The organism is Sphingobacterium anhuiense, from assembly GCF_042686355.1.
GTDB lineage: Bacteria > Bacteroidota > Bacteroidia > Sphingobacteriales > Sphingobacteriaceae > Sphingobacterium > Sphingobacterium anhuiense.
Genome location: NZ_JBHUPE010000018.1, coordinates 1 through 18,767, shown reverse-complemented (window position 1 = coordinate 18,767; position 18,767 = coordinate 1). Strand labels below are relative to the sequence as shown.

The following is an 18,767-nucleotide window of genomic DNA, read 5'->3' as shown; positions in this document are numbered from 1 at the left end:
ATGTAATCGATTGATCTGTTACAATTTTAATGTTTACTATGCTTTCAAATATTGAACCAATGTTCATTTTATACAAAGCAAAAGTACTAAGTTACTTGTTGTAAAAGAAAATTAATGGCCGTTATGAAGAAGTTTTAAAATCTTGGTAAAGAAATGATATTTAGCTTTTTCTTTTTACAATCTCTTGTGATAATAGTTGATAGATTTGTTTCCAATCATCATGTTCGCTGATAAAATTTAAATGCTTTTTTATCGTGATTTCGTCATTTCTAACAGCTGGTCCGGTCTGAACCTGACTAGGGAGCTTAGATTGTACCTTTTGTGCAGTTTCAAGAATAATTGGCCTGATTATATCAAACGGTAAATCGTACTGCTGTAAGAGATCATAACTGATTTGAAAGAGCGCGTTTGTGAAGTTATTCGCAAATACTGAGGCTATATGAATAGCTAATCTTTGACTTGAGCTACAAGCGATAGATTTTGGTGCTACAGTAGCCATAAGCTTCATCAGAATATTAAATGTTATGGAGTCATTTCCTTCAATACAAAACGGAATCAGACTGAAGTCGGATTGATCATTTTTAGAAATGGACTGCGGAGGATATAGCACACCATAATGCTGAAATTTACTTAAAACTTGTATATCTGTAGCTCCAGAACAGTGTACCACGATACCGGAGATAGCTGTAGATATGGTTTCAATAAGTGATGGAATAGCATGATCCGGAATTACGATCATATAGAGATCAGCTTCTTTATTTATTTCTGATACATTAGAAATAGCCTCTGCATTTACAGCAAAGGCCAATGCTTGAGCATTGACCTTCTGTTGACTGAATATTTGCAAGATTTTGTGACCTTTGTTATGGAAGTTATGTGCAAAGTGTGTTGCAACATTTCCACTTCCTAAGATGACAATATTCATTAGCTTTGTTTTTTATCTAATCTTTTTGCCTCACTATTTCTTCTAAAAATAGACATGAAAAATCCGATTGTCATGACAATAGTTCCACACCAGAAGAAATTAATATATGGAAATTTAATCGCTTTAAATACAATCCATTTTTTTTCTGGAAGTGGTTTTTGGTAAACCATAACTTCTAATTTATCTTTTTTAGGTAAGATATTTGAAAAACGGAACCGTATTCCTTCTTCATTTACATCTTTATTAAAATCATATGAAGTACCATCTTTGATTAAAAATACCGGTTCTACGTTATATTCTTTTTTATCAGAAGCGATAACTTTGATTTTTAATCCTACAATGACATCTTTCTCTCCCTTAGGGATGTTTTCTAAATGAGCATTTCTGTTAATACCTTCAATGACAAAGAAACCATTTCTATAACGAAGGGTATCACCAACATTGACCTCATAAGTTGCCGGTTCTTCATAATCCTCAAAGCCTGTTTTCTGATCGGCAGGGATATTTGCATTTTTCGCCTGTAAGTCCGAAGCCGCCGCAGTTATTAGGGTGTAAATATCATGTGTGAAGTAGTGCTTTGTCGCAGGAGTACCGATCAAGCCTCCCATTTTCTCATTATTCTGAGCAAACGGCATAAGTACAAATGAATTTTTTACTTTTCCACTTTCCTCATCTATGGCTTCATATTTTATCTTATAAAACACATTGGGTTGTGCTACACTATCACCAATATAAGTGATGCGGTATTCACCCATCTGTACCGGTTCACCCTCTGTTAAGAACAGGTTGTCACCAGGTTTTTCAACTTTGTCAAATCCAGATACAGCAATATAACCCGTATTATTGATTGAAATCACTTCATTGGTAGATGCCGCTATCATGGCTCCGATTAATAATAATCCAAACCCAATATGCGCAATTGCTGACCCCGCTAATTTCCATTTCCCTTTTACGGCATCTGCTAGTACACGAATATTAGCGAGAATACAGAATAAAGAAGAGAAGGTAATTAAGATGAAAATTAAATTTGTATATGTTTTTGTGATGTAAGAAACTGCAGCAGTTAATACAATAGCTACGATTAAAGAAGCGATTGTTGAAGCGAAAAATTTTCTAGGATCTGTTTTTTTATACTTCAAGAACTGGGTGATTGAAGTTAAAATCATAATAATGACTGCAAATCCCGACTGCCATTTGTTATAATGTTGGATCGGATCTAAAGGTGGAGCAACCTTGGTTCCAAAAATAGCATTGAAGACTGGAATTGAAGTTGAAGAGATCATTTGAACGCAGGCAACAGTTAGAACCAAAGCGCCTATGAACAACCAAAATTCTCTTGAATAAATATCCTCCTCTTTTTGAGTCGTCGGCATTTGTTTTTTACGGACAGCCAACGCCACAACCATAATTATAAAGAAGGTCGCATTAAAGGCTATAAGCTGAACATTTAACCCCAAATCAGTAAATGAGTGCACAGATGTTTCTCCTAGAATCCCACTTCTTGTTAAGTAGGAAGCATAGATGACAAGAACGAAACTGATTAAAGCCAAGAATGTAGCTGTAAAGTAAGAATGCCCAGAGTTTTTATAAGCGATCATTACGTGAACAGCAGCAATTAAAGTAAACCAAGGAATAATTGATGCATTTTCTACAGGATCCCAAGCCCAAAAACCACCAAAGTTAAGTGCTTCATACGCCCAAAATGATCCCATAATGATACCTACACCTAATATCATGACAGCAAAAAGTGCCCATGGTAATCCTGGTGTTATCCACTCTTTATAACGTTTGGTCCATAAAGCCGCCGCCGCATAAGCAAAGGGAACAACCATAGAAGCAAAACCTAAGAATAGCGTTGGCGGATGAATTACCATCCAATAGTTTTGCAACAAAGGATTTAATCCTCGACCATCAGTTATTAATGATAAATAGTTAGGATCGCTAAATATTGGACCTTCCATTGCTTCTCTCAATAAAATGAAAGGTGAACTGCCGAGGTGAAAACCGAATATTTGGACGCCTACTATCATAGAAGCGAGAAATACTTGACACAACATAATGAATGTCATGACTGGGCCTTCCCAATCTTTAGCTTTAAAAAGTAAAACTGAGCCTAATACACTTTGCCAGAACATCCAAAGTAAAAAACTACCTTCTTGACCTTCCCAGAAACTGGAGATGATGTAATGTGTAGGCAATGATTTAGAACTATGCGCGTAAGCATAATGATATTCAAATAAATGAGTATGAATAATGAAAAAAAGCGTTGCAGCAATCGCAATGATTGAGGCGGCATTCGTCCAAAAAGCAATCCGGGCAATTTTTAACCAAGATTTCTCTTCTTTATTTGTAGTAGCAAAATAATAACTAATGAAAGATAGTAATGCCGCTCCGAATGAGAGAACAATAAAAAACTGACCTATTTTTCCAGGCAATAGATTCTCGCCTACGTAGTTTACGTCCATTTATTTGGTGATTATGAATATTAGTTATTAAATGCTGTAGCGTTTGTTTCTGTAACCTCGACTTTATCTTGGTTATATTTCGAAGGACATTTCATCAATATTTTAGATGCATGAAAAACATTGCCATCCATTTTACCTGTTAATACGATTTGTTCAGATCGTTCAATATCCTGAGGTTTTGAACCATTGAATACAATTTGACATTCTGTACTATCATTGTCATACATGTAAAATGAAAAGTGATTTGCATTAGTTTTTGGATCATAATGCAATGCTTTTTCTTTATTAAGTACGCCTACAACATAGAGTTCTGTTTTTTTCTCTTTCGCTTCAGTAAAAGTTGAATAGGTGGTAGAATCTGTGTAAATTACAAGAATCATCGCAATTGCAACAGCAATAAGGGCGATTAGAATAATGGAACTTTTTTTCATTAGAATAATTTGTTTAATAAATGAGCGTCAGCTTTCTATTTGTATTATTGAGCTCGCTAACACTCGGTTTTAAAGGCCATGAAGCTATCATGAGCAGTTATTCATTTTATTAATGAGCTGATTTAAGCTCATGATGGTTTCATTTTTAAAAAAATTAACACTTTATCGAATACAAAATTACGAATAGATTGGCGAAGTAACTAAATTTGCAACCGGGATCGTTTATTTATAACCTTTCTAAATAAATTCATAATGCATTGAAAATAGGTTTAAATCATTCTATACAACATACATTTAATCTTATTAAATATCTTTAATTTAGTTTATATCTTAATTTTTACAATCATTTGGATCGAATGAAAATAATCGTATTGCGTATTGTGTGTTTGCTCGTAGGGATATTGCCTTTACAACTTGCTTTATCGCAAAGCAAAATTTTAAAAAGTGAAATTGCTATCCAAAATGATAATGACGTTTATTTATTAACATCTCAGGACCGTTATTATACAAATGGAATCAATATAAACTATAGATTAGGTTTAAAATCAGATACTTCGAAAGTTAAAAATCGTGTGTTGGATATTGAGCTTGGACAAAAGATGTACAATGGGGTTAATTTGTATAATACCAGATCATCACAATGGGACAGGCCGTTTGCAGCCTATCTATACCTATCGGGTGAATTGAATCAGTATTATAGACAGGAACAGGTATTAAGTTTAAAAGTTGAATTCGGGCAGGTTGGACCACTTGCAAAAGGAAAGGAGGTGCAAAAAATTATCCATCAGGTATTCAATATTTATGAAGTATCTGGTTGGGAAGGACAGATCCCAAATGCATTTGGTGTTGATCTAGGATTAAAGTATCAAAGGCTGTTCTATAGATCATCTGGCAGAAGTTTCGAAATTTCGGGTGTAGGTTCAGGAACATTAGGAATGAACCATGTAAATGCAAATATTGGTTTGCCTATCAGATGGGGGCGCTTACGGTCATTTTATCATTCTGCATTTACTAAGGGACATGTTCAGAGTACGAAGACCGATCGAGAATTATTTTTCTATTATATACCATCCTTATATTATCACGGCTATAACTCCACTATTCAAGGCGGGATTGGAAATGATAAAACATTCAGAGATCAGTATACGATTGAGAAATTCATGCCTAGCCATAAAGTTGGATTTATGCTGGCAAGTGGTCGATCAACCCTAGGATTATCCTATGTCTTTCAATCACGAGAAGCGAAAGAAATGCTTTATGGTACGCATCAATATGGATCCTTGTTTTATGGATTACGATTTTAAAACCTCCGCTGTAACAACCTGATATTTATTTCCGGTAAATTTTGTCACGAGCATACTTGCTACAGTGTCTCCGGTAGAATTTAAGATGGTCGCTAATGGATCAACGAGCGTTCCGATAATCATTACAGCTGGAACGGCTTCTATTGGAAGGTCCAGCACAGAGATCATTAACATTTCTCCAATATATCCACCATTAGGAATTCCTCCTGCTACCACACTAACTAGAACAGTAATTCCGAGTGACATAACGAGCGTCATAGGATCAAAAAAATCTTTTCCTATTAACAAAAATGCAACGTATATTTTAAAAATAGAAGATATACTGGATCCTTGTTTATGTAGCGTTGTTCCCAAAGGAATGACCACATTAGCGATTGTATCTGGAACTCCAATTTTTTTTGCAGCCAGTAAGTTAGCAGGCATTGTTGCCAAACTACTGCAAGAACCTAATGCAGTCAGCGTGGGAACAATATTATTTTTCCAATAAGAGGTAATTCCATATTTGCCATTCGCAATAAATGCAAAGACAGTGAAACCTACAAAAAAATAACAAGTTCCAAATAAATAATAAAGCCCTAAGGGTTTGGCATAGAAACCAAAAAGTTGCGGTCCTAAACTACTGACTTGATAAGCAAAATAAGCACCTAAACCGATCGGTGAAATTTTCATGATTAAGATCAACAAATTTTTCATGACTTCATTTCCAGCATTTAAGAAAGATAGGAATGGCTGTGCAACAGCACTTGATTTTCGCGTAGCGATACCCACTAAAAATGAGAAAATTACAAGAGCAAGCATATTCTCTCGTGATAGTAGTTTACCAAACTCTGAAACCGTTAAAAAGCGAACCATCTTATCACTCCAGGTGTCATCAGGATTATTGTCCAGAAGTTCTGAGCCAGTTGGTACCATGGGAGCGTCAAGAGGAAAGAAATAAAGGACGGCAATCGTAGCACAGGCAGAGATGAGTACACCCATTAAAAAGACGCCGGTCATTGCCCCGATGATCTTGCCGAGTTGGTTTGTTCCTTCAATATTAGCTACAGATGATGAGATAGCAAAGAAAACTAGCGGAATGACAGCAACAAATAATAGATTCAAGAAAATATCACCTATAGGCTTGATATATGGAACTATGTTAGGTAAATATATCCCTAAGATACTTCCTACAAGGATCCCCACAATAAGTAGGATGATGCTGCCATAATTTTGGAGAAATATATTGGTTGAGTATGTCATTATGGATACTAATTTAGTTTTTTTTATTTATATATCATTTAATATATGGTTAAAGGAATTTATAATTCAAACTTTCAGTTTACAATGCATTGATTTTGAGTATCTAGTAATTAGATTTAGCTTTTGGTAAGTAGTAAATCAACAGTTTTCAATTTTAATATTTACTAAATGGTAAAGAGGTTTATACAACTTATCGGTGTTTTAATGCATTTGAACAGTTAACGGTATGATATGAGTGTTTTAAATAATTGTTAACAACTTGATATTCTAAAAAGTCTTTTCTATTTTAGTCCAAAATAGTGACTCTAACCTATGTATCACTTTAAAAAGATGCCTTTTCGTTTTTGTTGATTAAAATAGTCTAATTTCACACTGCCTTATGACAGATTCACAATTGATAGACAGTTTGAAAGGAGACGATCAAGCGGGATTTGTTGCTATCTATCATCGATTTTATAAGCAATTATTCTTTTTTATACTAAAGTATATCAAGGAAGCAGATGTTGCTGAAGAGATCGTAGCTGACGTATTTGTTAAGGTGTGGGATCGTCGGATGGATTTTCCCTCTATGGAAAACCTCCGAGCATTTATTTATATTTCAGCTAAAAATGCAAGTCTTAACACGATTCGTGCAAAACGGTCCAAAGGTATTCATGAATCTTTATCAGACTATGAAGATCTTTTAGTTGATGACAAGGATGCCTTTTCGAATTTGATACATGCCGAACTTGTTCATGCTATTTTTACAGAAGTAGAAAAATTACCTGAAAAACAAAAAGAAGTTTTTAATTTAACCTTCCTAGAAGATAAGACCGTTGAGGAAATTGCAGAAGAACTGGCAATGAGTCCTGCCGCCGTATACACTAACCGTTCTCGGGCAATTAACACAATTAGATACCTGTTAAAGACGAAAAATACATTAGCACTTTTTGCTTTTTTATCTTTTGTTGGCCAAAAGTAAATATAAATTTTATTTAACTCATTATTAGATATTTAGCTATTTTTCTCAAATATGCTGTAAGATTGTGAAGTTACTCGTGTTTCTATTATCAAAATGAATAATGGCAAACACGAAGCATCATATAGACAACACCTTAATCCTATTGCAAGAATATTTGAAAGGGAATATTCATCCAACTACAGATAGAGAGCTTCGGATGCTTTTTCAACAATATCCAGATTTACGAATCATGGTAGAAAAGTTGGAAAATGCTGATCATTTGCGTCAAGAACTAGAATATTATAGTGTGCACGTCAAAGATATCGAAAAAAGAGAATCTCGAGTACTCTCTAATATCATGACAAAAATTGAGAAACCATCTTTAAAGAAAACGATAAGTTATAAAAAGTTACCACTATGGTATACAGCTGCTGCTTGTTTCATTGGATTAGCAATATTTGGCATTTGGACCATCAAAAGTAAAGATCACAATAACAATATTGATGTTACAAAATTAGCAGAAAACCTGCACCCTGGTGGAAACAAAGCAACACTTCATTTTTCTGACGGGAGCAGTTTAGGATTAGATCAAAGCCATAATGGAATCGTTATAGGTAGTAATATCACCTATAATGATGGTTCCGTAGCCATAGGTAGCTCAACGGATAAAAGACAGATGATGACCTTATCAACTCCGCGGGGAGGGCAATATGAGATTCAGTTGTCGGATGGTACAAAAGTATGGCTAAATGCATCTACAAGTCTAAAATACCCGGATAAATTTACAGAACAGCAACGTTTAGTGGAATTAGACGGTGAAGCCTACTTTGAAGTAGCGAAATCACAAGGTAGACCCTTTATTGTTATTACAGAAAAGGAAAAAATAGAAGTGTTAGGAACTCATTTCAATGTCTATTCTTATCCAAATGAGAAAGAATCCAAAGTTTCTTTAAAAGAAGGTAAAGTTAAAGTTTCTGTTCCCACTGGCGAAGAGAAAGTACTTGCACCAGGCGAACAGGCAGTGGTCAATGGAGAAAACCTTCGTGTGCAACAAGTCTCTATAGATGAAAGTATCTCTTGGACAAATGATGAGTTTATGTTTAATAATGAACCTCTAGGTACAGTGCTGACACAGGTCGCAAGATGGTATGATATAGATATCAATATAGACCCTAGTCTTTCAAAAATTACGCTATGGGGATCCGTTTCCCGACTTGATACTTTTGATAAAGTGTTAAAAATTATAAAAATGACTGACGATAAAATTAAAATTCAAATCGAAGGGAGGAGGGTAAAGCTTATGAAATAATGATTACACTCAGAATCTAATATTTCGTAATCTCAAGTAGCTGAGGAAGGTGGTACTTCCCCAGCAATTGGTTCGAAAATTAAAAAATACTTGCTAACTATTTATTAAACTAACAAAACCAACCAAATGTAATGAAAAAGTATAAATACCTCATTATTATGAAAATGATTATTATGCTTCTTTTGTTTACCGTAGGACAGCTTCATGCAGGAAGTTTTGCTCAAACGGTACGTATTAAGAAGAAGAATAGTGCTATTGTTGACGTATTCCGTGAAATAAAAAAGCAGACTGGATATACAGTTCTTTGTAAATCGGAAATTATCAACAATACGCCTTCTGTAAGTGTAGATTTTGATAATGTAACGTTAGACCGTGCCCTTTCCGAGTTGCTAACTCCACGTGGACTGACTTATATTAAAGATGGAAAGTCTATCGTCGTTAAATCGGGTAAACCTGATTTTGATAACCAACAAACTATTAAGAATTCCAAAATCACAATCTTAAGCGAACAAAAATCGGTACATGGACAAGTAACAGACCAAAGTGGACAGGTGCTTTCTGGTGTCAGTGTTTCGATTAAAGGAACAAAAAATACTGTAGGAACCGACCAAAATGGCAATTATTCGATTGTAGCATCACGAGGATCTATCTTACAGTTTAACTTTTTAGGTTATGAAAGAAAAGAAGTAGAAGTTGTTTCTGAGACCGTAAATGTGAGCCTGCAGTTTAGTCAAGCAAATTTAGAAGAGGTTGTTGTAACGGGGTATGGTACGTTTAAGAAATCAGATTATACTGGATCTGCTTCAACAATCCGTACTGAGCGCATGTCCGACGTGCCTGCTGTCGATTTTTCGACAATGCTTCAGGGAAATGCGCCTGGGGTGCAAGTTAATTCACTTTCCGGTCAGCCAGGTGGTGCTACTGATATCCGTATTAGAGGAATGGGATCTATTAATGCTTCTAGCAAACCTTTGTTTGTCATCGACGGCGTTCCGGTAATGTCTAATGATATTTCATCAAGTAGTTCAAACAATGCTGGATTGGATGTCATGTCTACTTTGAGTAATGCCGATATTGAGCAGATTACAGTAATTAAAGATGCCGCAGCAGCTTCACTTTATGGATCACGTGCTGCTGGTGGAGTAATTTTGATTACAACAAAGTCTGGAAAAGCTGGAAAGCCAGTATTCTCATTTAAGGGTGCTTATGGTCTTTCAAGTCAAGCAACAGATTTCCGTGAGGTTATGGATGGTCCCCAACGACGCGAGATGCTTTTGGAAGGACTTCGAAACCGTGCTCGTTACATCGATAAGGTGGTCGATGCTAACTTAATAGAAGAATATGCACAAGCGAATATCGATAAGTATGCACCTAAACCTTGGAGTGGTTGGACAGATTGGAAGAAAGAATTGTTTCGCCAAAATTCTCCTTTTAGAAATGCAGATCTTTCTGCTTCAGGAGGTGATGGTAAACTCTCTTACTACACTTCGATGGGGTATGTCAATCAAACAGGTTTGTCTTATCAATCTGGTTTTGAGCGTATAACTGGCCGTTTGAATGTTAAATATAAAATGAGCGATAAAATAGAACTTGGAGCTAATATTCTATACTCAAACATTGCTCAAGATGTGAATTCAGAAGGAGGAGCTTATACTTCACCGATCTATTCAACTCGTCATAAGATTACAGCTTCGGAGCCGGTGTACAATGAAGATGGTTCATTTTTCACAGATTTCTTTTCTAATGGACCGCGTAATCCTAAAGCAACTTCCTTGTATAATTACCGAAGAGAACAGGGTGATCGTTCTTTTAATACCGTATTTGCCAATTATAAGTTCTTTGATGGTTTAGTCTTTAATACAACTTTTAGTTTAGACCATACCAATACCAAATATAATTCTTGGTCAGATCCACGTACATCAGACGGTGAGAAAACAAATGGTTCTTTAACTACAAGTTTTACAGATTATAATCAGATCGTATGGCGGAATAGTTTAACTTATAATAAGACTTTTGCTAACAAGCATCATTTGGATATATTGGGCGGATATGAGGTTAATAAATTTCGCAAAGATGGAATTGATGGTGCAAAAGATAATTTTCCTTCAGTAGATAAAGTTGTTCTTTCAAATGGTTCTGTCATTACAGATCTTTCTGGTTCCAATTCAGAATGGCGTTTGTTGTCTTACCTTTCCAGAGCAAACTATAATTATGATGATAAATATTTCTTTGGTGGTAGCGTTCGTATGGATGGTAGCTCTCGTATTCATCGTGATAGCCGTTGGGGGAAATTTTGGTCCTTATCAGGAGCATGGAAGTTTTCAAAAGAAAACTTTATGGAATCAATAGGTGACGTTGTAACTGACGGTAAGATTCGGGTGTCATATGGTACTAATGGTACTCTACCCAATACGTATTATACTTATATGGATTTGACCGGTTTTGGTTTTCCTTATCTTAATAATCCTGGTATAAGAGAAACTCAGATTGGAAACCCGGCTTTACAATGGGAGAAACAAAATAATCTAAATATTGCATTAGATCTTCGTCTTTTTGATCGTTTGGGAGCTACCTTCGAATGGTACAGACGCCAGTCGTCAGATCTATTGAACGATATGCCTACGTCCTATACAACAGGTTTTTCTGCTTATCTAACCAATATTGGAGCACTTCGTAACTCAGGAATAGAAGTTGATTTGAATGCAGATATTTTAAGAGATTCTGAATTTAAATGGACTTCAAATCTAAATTTTGGAATGAACAGAAATAAGACTGTATCATTAGCTGATGGAAGTTCTGAGTTAAGGGACGGTACATTGATTCACCGTGTCGGCCAACCATGGTATAGCTATTATCTGATCGAATTTGCGGGGATAAGTAAGGAAACTGGTGTGCCACAATATTACATCAATGATCCAGCTAATCTAGATTCAAGAGATATCACAGAAGATTATACCAAAGCAAACAGAATTCTTTATAAAAGTGTCGATCCTAAGTTGATCGGTGGTTTTACTAATACCCTTCGTTATAAGATTTTTGATCTAAACTTTACATGGACATATTCTCTGGGTGGTTATTCATACGATAGCGGTGCGAGTAAAACAGAGCTTGCTGGAAAAACGGGTTATGATAATATTCCGCAATATTATGAACGCAGATGGCAAAAGCCAGGTGATGATACCGATATAGAGATGTTTATGGTTGGAAATACTTACGATATGAGCAGTGTAGCCAATACACGTCGTGTTCATTCAACAGATCATATCCGATTGAAAAACTTGACTTTTGGAGTATCTCTTCCGCCACACATTGCCCGTCGTCTTAAAGTGAGTAATATCAGAGCATATTGTTCAGGAGTCAATCTTTTGACTTTTGCAGCTTACAATAATTATGACCCGGAAGTACCTGTAAATGGTACAGTATATTTTGAATCCCCAAAACTGAAGACTGTTACTTTTGGTTTGGATATTAAATTCTAAAAAAGACTATGAAACTTATATTATCAACAGTTCTGATATCTTGTACTTTGTTGGTTGGATGTGGGGACCAGTGGCTGGAGAAATCCCAGCCAAGTACTTCTACCGAAAGTTCAGAAGCAATTAAATCTGCCCGAGAAGCTCAATATGCTTTAAATGGCATTTACGATATTCTACGTGGTTCTGAATATTATGGAGCTCGTATGACCTATTATGGCGATGTAACCGGAGAAGATATGTTGTCAAATGGCGATACAAAACGTGCCGCAAAATATTATCTTTTTGATTTTAACAAGGACAATACTCCTTCATCACTGTGGTATCAGCCTTATCGTGTTTTAAGAAATGCGAATGGTGTTTTGGCCTTCGTTAATGGAGTTGAGAAAGAACAATTGACCGATGAACTCAATGACATAAAAGGACAGGCGTTAACACTTCGCGCGTTGGCACATTTTGATTTAGTTAAAGTGTTTGGAGATCCTTATGCAAAAAACAACGGGGCCTCACTAGGTGTACCGATTGAAATAGAAAAACATAATTCAACTAATAAACCTGCACGTAATTCAGTAAAAGAAGTCTATACACAGATTGTAGATGATTTGGAAAATGCTGTAACCTTATTGAGTACTGCGAAAAAAAATGGCAAACTTAATAAATTTGGTGCACAGCAATTATTATCAAGAGCTTATCTTTATATGGGCGAAAATTCCAAAGCTTTAACTGTCGCGATGCAATTGATCAAAGAAGCGGAAACAACACAGAGCTCGACTAAAGGTCAATATCTGTTATGGACAAATAGTGAATACGCTTCTGTTTGGTCAAAGGATTTTACAAATGAAGTTTTGTTTCAGCTATCTATTGTAAAGACTGAAAACGGTCCTGGAAAAGAAGGAATAGGGTACCTATTGTGGAGAAATGGATATAATGACATTATTTTATCGGACGATTACATGAAGTTAATCAAAGATGACTCCAATGATGTCCGTCATAAGGTCATTACAAGATATACCAGTAAACAGGTTGACTATTATTATTTGAACAAATATCCTGGAAATACTGCTGATGGTGAAAATCCTGAATTTGCAGATGTTCCTGTTCTTCGTCTTTCGGAGGGATATTTAATTGCAGCTGAAGCAGCAGTTAAACTAAACGACAATGCAAATGCTTTGAAGTATCTTAACGCTATAGTTTCTCGTGCTAATCCTGCAAAATCTGTTTCTGGTGTCGTTACTCTAGAACGAGTTATGGAAGAGCGCCGTCGTGAACTTGTAGGTGAGGGGCATAGACTATTTGATGCATTACGAAACAATATGCGCATAGAACGTAAAGGTAGTGCTCATAATTCGCCATCACTAAGACTGGAGACCAAATCGTTTGATCGCACATTTTTCAAAACGTTAATGGCGATTCCACGAATTGAGATTGATGCGAATAAAAATATCGTTCAGAACGACGGGTATTAAACTATATTATGATGTATAATAGCATTAAATTTTTTTTAAAAACGAGTTATACTGATCCTTCTAGGATCAGTATAACTTGTGCTTTGACAGCGGTATTTATTCTTTTTCAGATTGCCGATACACATAGTCAAACGACATTGGGAAATAACGATGGCCCCTATTTCTTTTATGAAAATGGAGGAACGAAGCTCGTGCGTGTCGAGAATGGTGATATTCGAAGTGAAGTGCCGGTCAATTCATCATTTAAAGTAATGACAGAAGATGGTGAACATCAATTTGAAATAAAGCGACACCCGGTTAAGACACCTAGCTGGAATTCTCCAAAAAGTAGTAAGATCCTTGTTTTGTCAGACCCTCACGGCGATTTTCAATCTTTTTATGCTATTCTAAAAGCGCAGAAAGTAATAGGAAGTAATTATCAATGGACTTTTGGAAAAAATAACCTTGTCATTATCGGAGATGTATTTGATCGCGGTAAAGACGTTTTACCCATCTTTTGGTTAATCTATAAATTGGAAAACGAGGCTGAAAAAGCTGGCGGTAAGGTGCACTTCCTTTTGGGCAATCATGAAGAAATGATCTTACGAGGTAATTATAAATACACCCAAGATAAGTATAAAATGCTTGCTGACGCTATTGGAAAAGATTATCGTGATTTCTGGTCATTAGATACTGAATTAGGAAAATGGCTACAAAGTAAAAATACGATGGAGAAGATAGGGGATCATCTTTTTGTACATGCAGGACTTAGTCATACCATGCTAGATCCACAATGGACAATACCTGCAGTAAATGATTCTGTTCGTTTTTATTTGTTTCAAACCAAAGAAGAGAGACATAAGTCGCGTGCAGGTACTTTTCTATTTGGTAGTGAAGGACCTTTGTGGTATCGCGGCATGGTTCGTCAAGAAGAAAAGTATCACCCTTTAAGCGAAGCAGATTTAGAAAAAATACTGCAGATTTACAGTGCAAAAAGAATATATCTTGGACATACAATTTTTCCAGAAGTTACCTCTTTTTATAAAGGTCGCGTTGTTGCTGTAAATGTGAATAATGAAGCAAATAGATTAGGAGGCAAAAGTCGAGGATTACTTATTGAAGGAAATAAGACCAGCATCATTTATGATGATGTAAAGAAGAATAAGAGATTAGCACAATAAAGTACTATTGTTTTATAATTGAATTTTTAGGCTGGGACTTTCCCAGCCTATTTGTTAAAATTTATTTTTGACCTAATAACAGACGAACCTGAGAGCCCCATCCGCCGATCACCATATCAGCTATTCCATCAGCATTGACATCGCCAACTGCAATACCCCAGCTTCTACCACGTGTAATTTCAGGGATTGTTTTGTCAGTAACAAAAGAAAAGTGCCCCTTTCCATCGTTTCTTAAAGCTTGCACTTGCATCTCTTCAAAAGGAGGAATCTTGATTGCACTCAGTATAATGTCTAAGTGTCCGTCATGATCAAAATCAATTGCAGTAGCCGCATACGTAGAAAATGTTTGTTCAGGCATTCTAGAATCTGTTTCATCTACAAAATGACGGTCACCCTGATTTATAAGCAATCGGGCTCTGGGATCTTTATCTTTTGCGCCCCCATTACTTGTTAGATTGGCGAAAAGTATATCTGGTTTCCCATCGCCATTTGCATCAAACACAATCACCTCGCGCGTGTGTAAGGGGACCATGAGCGGTAATCCTGCAGTATGTTCTATGAAATTTCCTTTTCCATCATTAAATAATAAACGATTTGGTGGAGTTTCGTTACCAATAATCATATCCATGTAACCATCTGCGTCCAAATCTGCAAATTTGACGGATTGAGTTTGATCTTCAACCTGTGGAAGTGAAATTGAAGTATGGTCTAAAAAATAACCAGGTCGTTTAGCATCATTTATCCATAAAAAATTTTGTGGTGATTTACCCGAATTGCCGATAACAATATCCATTAGGCCATCTCCGTTGACATCTGCTATGTCTAGGCCGTTAGCTTCGCTTTTGCCTAACAATCGATCGGATACATCGATAAATGTGCCATCACCTTTACCTAAATAATACTCATGGTTCTGATCATCCTCAGCCACAAAAATAAGATCTATAAAACCATCTTTATTAAAATCTGCCGCCCTTACATGCTCGGTATCATGTGGTTTTTCAGCAAAAACACCTTTCTTCCAGGAGAAGTTTCCTTTTCCGTCATTGAGGTATAACCTGTTCGGTTCAGATTCTAGAGCCAGTACAAGATCAAGATCTCCATCTGCATCAACATCGATAAGGATTACATCCAAAGCATGAGCTTTTGCATCTTGTGGAATATTTGTTAACGTCACATCATTAAAATATTTCTGTTGAGCCACACTACATTCCGTAGTGCCAAACAATAGGCATATGCTGCTATAAATAAGTGACTGTTGGATGTGATTTTTCATAATCTTTTTGTTTGTAATGTGTTAATATATAAATAATTATCCTTTTTAATGACAGGGTTTTAAATTTTCTTGTTACGAACAAATGATTTTATGAGCTATTGTTTTTTACTTTTAATACCCTTGATGAAATATAAAGACTGATTATATGGATATCCATAGCAATTAAGTTCTTTTTATTCTATTTTTGTTATATATGCGTGAAATGGAATTTGTAACAACAGGAGATGGTTCAAAAACATTGTTTAATGAACAAATAGGAGAGTGCTACCACTCCAAACATGGAGCTGTTCAAGAAAGTAAACATGTTTTTATTCAGACAGGACTTGATTATTACCTTCAGAAACACTCCTTTAAGGATATCGCTATTTTGGAGGTAGGTTTTGGAACAGGCTTAAACTTTACGCAAACGCTCGATTATACATCCGGTAAAGAAATTTCGGTAGATTATGTAGGTATAGAAGGCTATCCATTGTCACTGGAAGTTATTCAGCAAATTGGTTATGATGCATTCGTTTCTGAAGAAAACTGGAATAATTATATATCAGGATATAAACAAGCTTTGAATGAAACTACGCAAATTGATTCAAATACAAAATTATATATCGATCATACCTTATTGATGAATTTTAGTTCAGATAAAACTTTTGATTTGGTATACTTTGATGCCTTTGCTGCTATTCATCAACCCGAAATGTGGTCAGACGAGGCTTTGGCCCATGTTGCAAAATTTGTAAAACCAGGAGGTGTATTTGTTACCTATGCTATTACCGGCAATCTCAAAAGAAGCATGAAAGCACTAGGATTTACGATCGAAAAAGCACCGGGAGCACCAGGGAAGAGAGAGATGTTACGGGCGACAAAGGTTTAAGGCAATGATTCATAATAGTAGGTTGTGAATATGAAAGTTACAACAATATGATTATAAAGACAAATCTTAAAAAATAGGATTTAGCTAAAGTTTTTTAAGCTCATAAGTTATAGGTTTGTGAGTTGGGCGATTCGGTGCAGTTACGCCACAGATAGGAAGATGTTTTCCATATTCTTCTTTCATTTTGTCCTTGGGGTCTCGATCATTTCAAGTCAAGAATATATACCAAGTAACTGTCATGACCATTTTATGGTTTGGTGACAATTAGGAGTCAGACTACTTTGAAATGAATAAGAAGGATATGTAGTATTTGCGGTAATTATACTAGAGAACACGCTATGGAGGCTATGAGTTACGCTTCATTTTAGAGTTATTGCAAAATAAGAGCGTGGTTTCGCATTATGGCGGAAGGCTTTCAACAAAGGAAAAAACGATTCCGCCACAGGGGTAAATGAAACAGACAGGTGGCGAAACGAGTTTCCCACGTAAGGAAATGGCAGGGACAGGCGACGAAACGATTTTGTCACGTGGGTAAATGATTTTTACAAGCAACGACACTATTCCATAATATGTGAAATGATGCAGTCATAGGACAAAACGATTCTGCCACGTGGGGAAATGAAACATAAAGTGGTCAATACGATTCCGCCACGTGCGCAAATGTCATATACTGGCGACGAAATGAAGCCGCCATAGCGCGAAATCGATGAATAATTGCAATTTCTCTTCTAGCTGGAATAAATAATCAACAATCAGAAAGTTAATTCCTTTCGTAATTTCAAGTGCATCTTTGACTATGATATTCTGAGCATAGAATCCTAAATAACTGGGATCCTCTGCTTTGAGATGCTGTCAAAAATCGAATGTTAAGGTTATCTTTTTAAGTTAAAGTGTTGATAATGTCTTGTATATTAATCAGTGTTCACAAAATAAAATGAAATTCCTTCATTTTTAAAATTTCCATTAGGTAAGGTTGGTGTTTTCTCACTGCTTAAATTTGCTGTAAAATTAAAGAGCATTAGCGCTCCTGCAGTAATGTTTAAAAGCACCTTAAGTAGCGACAAATTGATCGGCATTTTAATGAAAGGATCTGTAGACATCTAAGTGTAAGCTATCCCTGCTGGAGGACGGTATCGGACCTCTGTGTTTTTTAATATTTTGACTGAATTGTGTTTCGTATTAATAAAGGAGAGACCAAGTGGAATGATGTCCTGATTATAAAGGTTGCATTATAGTTTTTTATAAAAATACTGATGGAGAGATCTATGATAGCAAAAAGACGGGTTGATTGCCTAAAGTAGATGATGTTGTTGTGGGACATCGTTTTGTTAATTCTCAGTGGATAAACATTTTGGACAGAGGGGGGCAGGAACCATATTACATTAGCTACTGTGAAATCAAGAGTTATCAAAACGAATTAGCTCAAACTCGGTATTATTAAAGATCAGCTAAGCTAAAGCTTATATAAGTTTTGGATCTTATAATGTACGGTAAATAAATTTTTAACCAATAAGACTGTAATGTGAATTGTAAAACTTGGTAGGATTTAGAAGAATGTACATACTGCTAAAAATTGACTTTTGTGATAGGGTAAGTAATACATAGTCATATGAAAAAATATTATATAAAAATTAGGATTTTCATATTTTTTTATAGTAGTGTAATCTTTGCGACTAAATACCTTAGCGGATAAAAAAAATTTATTAATTTAATTTCTTTTAAATGTAAATGTTTTTATATTTGCATTAATTAAATAAAAATTTAAATTATAGTGTGAAAAAAATTCAAATTGTAGCACTTTTACTCGTTTTGGTTAGTACATTTTCTTGTCAAAAGAATAATGAAACGATTGACGTGAAAAGCAGTGAAAAAACAGAAGATAACAACATAAATCTTCTTAGGGATCATTTAAGC

At 35.6% G+C, this 18,767-nt stretch carries 13 protein-coding genes; 7 read left to right on the top strand and 6 right to left on the bottom strand.

Annotated elements, in window-relative coordinates; genetic code table 11:
• Positions 1 to 160: 160 nt before the first annotated feature.
• The 3 genes from ACFS6I_RS23080 to ACFS6I_RS23070 are packed head-to-tail and all read right to left on the bottom strand — an operon-like array spanning position 161 to position 3,821.
• Positions 161 to 925: a Rossmann-like and DUF2520 domain-containing protein gene (locus ACFS6I_RS23080; protein WP_380924091.1), complete on the bottom strand. Its 765-nt coding sequence runs from the start codon at positions 923 to 925 to the stop codon at positions 161 to 163.
• Positions 925 to 3,390, bottom strand: a complete 2,466-nt coding sequence (locus ACFS6I_RS23075; RefSeq protein ID WP_380924089.1) for a heme lyase CcmF/NrfE family subunit — start codon at positions 3,388 to 3,390, stop codon at positions 925 to 927. Before ACFS6I_RS23075 ends, ACFS6I_RS23080 begins: the two co-directional genes overlap by 1 nt.
• A gap of 20 nt (positions 3,391 to 3,410) precedes the next feature.
• A complete protein-coding gene (locus tag ACFS6I_RS23070; protein ID WP_380924087.1) occupies positions 3,411 to 3,821 on the bottom strand; it encodes a cytochrome c maturation protein CcmE domain-containing protein in 411 nt (136 codons plus the stop codon).
• A gap of 356 nt (positions 3,822 to 4,177) precedes the next feature.
• On the opposite strand from ACFS6I_RS23070, the gene ACFS6I_RS23065 reads away from it, so the two are divergent.
• A complete protein-coding gene (locus ACFS6I_RS23065) occupies positions 4,178 to 5,125 on the top strand; it encodes a lipid A-modifier LpxR family protein (RefSeq protein WP_380924085.1) in 948 nt (315 codons plus the stop codon).
• On the opposite strand, the gene ACFS6I_RS23060 is transcribed toward ACFS6I_RS23065, so the two are convergent.
• Positions 5,114 to 6,364 (bottom strand): dicarboxylate/amino acid:cation symporter, encoded by a 1,251-nt coding sequence (locus tag ACFS6I_RS23060; RefSeq protein WP_380924083.1) that lies wholly within the window; start codon positions 6,362 to 6,364, stop codon positions 5,114 to 5,116. The genes ACFS6I_RS23065 and ACFS6I_RS23060 overlap by 12 nt on opposite strands.
• 379 nt (positions 6,365 to 6,743) lie before the next feature.
• On the opposite strand from ACFS6I_RS23060, the gene ACFS6I_RS23055 reads away from it, so the two are divergent.
• From ACFS6I_RS23055 to ACFS6I_RS23035, 5 genes are all read left to right on the top strand, one after another.
• Positions 6,744 to 7,325 carry an RNA polymerase sigma factor gene (locus ACFS6I_RS23055; protein ID WP_380924081.1) on the top strand — a complete coding sequence of 194 codons (582 nt, stop codon included), beginning with the start codon at positions 6,744 to 6,746 and terminating at the stop codon, positions 7,323 to 7,325.
• 100 nt (positions 7,326 to 7,425) lie between these two features.
• Complete coding sequence (locus ACFS6I_RS23050) at positions 7,426 to 8,613, top strand: FecR family protein (RefSeq protein WP_380924076.1); 1,188 nt, start codon at positions 7,426 to 7,428, stop codon at positions 8,611 to 8,613.
• 131 nt (positions 8,614 to 8,744) lie between these two features.
• Complete coding sequence (locus ACFS6I_RS23045; RefSeq protein ID WP_380924074.1) at positions 8,745 to 12,092, top strand: TonB-dependent receptor; 3,348 nt, start codon at positions 8,745 to 8,747, stop codon at positions 12,090 to 12,092.
• 8 nt (positions 12,093 to 12,100) lie between these two features.
• Positions 12,101 to 13,552, top strand: a complete 1,452-nt coding sequence (locus tag ACFS6I_RS23040; protein WP_380924072.1) for a RagB/SusD family nutrient uptake outer membrane protein — start codon at positions 12,101 to 12,103, stop codon at positions 13,550 to 13,552.
• Positions 13,553 to 13,560: 8 nt separating this feature from the next.
• Positions 13,561 to 14,712 (top strand): metallophosphoesterase, encoded by a 1,152-nt coding sequence (locus ACFS6I_RS23035; RefSeq protein WP_380924070.1) that lies wholly within the window; start codon positions 13,561 to 13,563, stop codon positions 14,710 to 14,712.
• Between the two features lie 61 nt (positions 14,713 to 14,773).
• Here the strand turns inward: ACFS6I_RS23035 and ACFS6I_RS23030 are convergent, their stop codons facing one another.
• Complete coding sequence (locus ACFS6I_RS23030; RefSeq protein WP_380924068.1) at positions 14,774 to 15,985, bottom strand: FG-GAP repeat domain-containing protein; 1,212 nt, start codon at positions 15,983 to 15,985, stop codon at positions 14,774 to 14,776.
• A gap of 202 nt (positions 15,986 to 16,187) precedes the next feature.
• Between ACFS6I_RS23030 and mnmD the strand changes: the two genes are divergently transcribed.
• Positions 16,188 to 16,853, top strand: coding sequence for a tRNA (5-methylaminomethyl-2-thiouridine)(34)-methyltransferase MnmD (mnmD, locus tag ACFS6I_RS23025; protein ID WP_380924066.1), 666 nt, complete (start codon positions 16,188 to 16,190; stop codon positions 16,851 to 16,853).
• Between the two features lie 911 nt (positions 16,854 to 17,764).
• On the opposite strand, the gene ACFS6I_RS23020 is transcribed toward mnmD, so the two are convergent.
• Positions 17,765 to 17,953 carry a hypothetical protein gene (locus ACFS6I_RS23020; protein WP_380924064.1) on the bottom strand — a complete coding sequence of 63 codons (189 nt, stop codon included), beginning with the start codon at positions 17,951 to 17,953 and terminating at the stop codon, positions 17,765 to 17,767.
• Positions 17,954 to 18,767 lie beyond the last annotated feature (814 nt).

What these genes read in the sequence shown, in the direction of transcription:
- ACFS6I_RS23080 (WP_380924091.1), bottom strand. Translation starts at nt 925, where the DNA reads ATGAATATTGTCATCTTAGGAAGTGGAAATGTTGCAACACACTTTGCA.
- ACFS6I_RS23075 (WP_380924089.1), bottom strand. Translation starts at nt 3,390, where the DNA reads ATGGACGTAAACTACGTAGGCGAGAATCTATTGCCTGGAAAAATAGGT.
- ACFS6I_RS23070 (WP_380924087.1), bottom strand. Translation starts at nt 3,821, where the DNA reads ATGAAAAAAAGTTCCATTATTCTAATCGCCCTTATTGCTGTTGCAATT.
- ACFS6I_RS23065 (WP_380924085.1), top strand. Translation starts at nt 4,178, where the DNA reads ATGAAAATAATCGTATTGCGTATTGTGTGTTTGCTCGTAGGGATATTG.
- ACFS6I_RS23060 (WP_380924083.1), bottom strand. Translation starts at nt 6,364, where the DNA reads ATGACATACTCAACCAATATATTTCTCCAAAATTATGGCAGCATCATC.
- ACFS6I_RS23055 (WP_380924081.1), top strand. Translation starts at nt 6,744, where the DNA reads ATGACAGATTCACAATTGATAGACAGTTTGAAAGGAGACGATCAAGCG.
- ACFS6I_RS23050 (WP_380924076.1), top strand. Translation starts at nt 7,426, where the DNA reads ATGGCAAACACGAAGCATCATATAGACAACACCTTAATCCTATTGCAA.
- ACFS6I_RS23045 (WP_380924074.1), top strand. Translation starts at nt 8,745, where the DNA reads ATGAAAAAGTATAAATACCTCATTATTATGAAAATGATTATTATGCTT.
- ACFS6I_RS23040 (WP_380924072.1), top strand. Translation starts at nt 12,101, where the DNA reads ATGAAACTTATATTATCAACAGTTCTGATATCTTGTACTTTGTTGGTT.
- ACFS6I_RS23035 (WP_380924070.1), top strand. Translation starts at nt 13,561, where the DNA reads ATGATGTATAATAGCATTAAATTTTTTTTAAAAACGAGTTATACTGAT.
- ACFS6I_RS23030 (WP_380924068.1), bottom strand. Translation starts at nt 15,985, where the DNA reads ATGAAAAATCACATCCAACAGTCACTTATTTATAGCAGCATATGCCTA.
- mnmD (WP_380924066.1), top strand. Translation starts at nt 16,188, where the DNA reads ATGGAATTTGTAACAACAGGAGATGGTTCAAAAACATTGTTTAATGAA.
- ACFS6I_RS23020 (WP_380924064.1), bottom strand. Translation starts at nt 17,953, where the DNA reads ATGTCTACAGATCCTTTCATTAAAATGCCGATCAATTTGTCGCTACTT.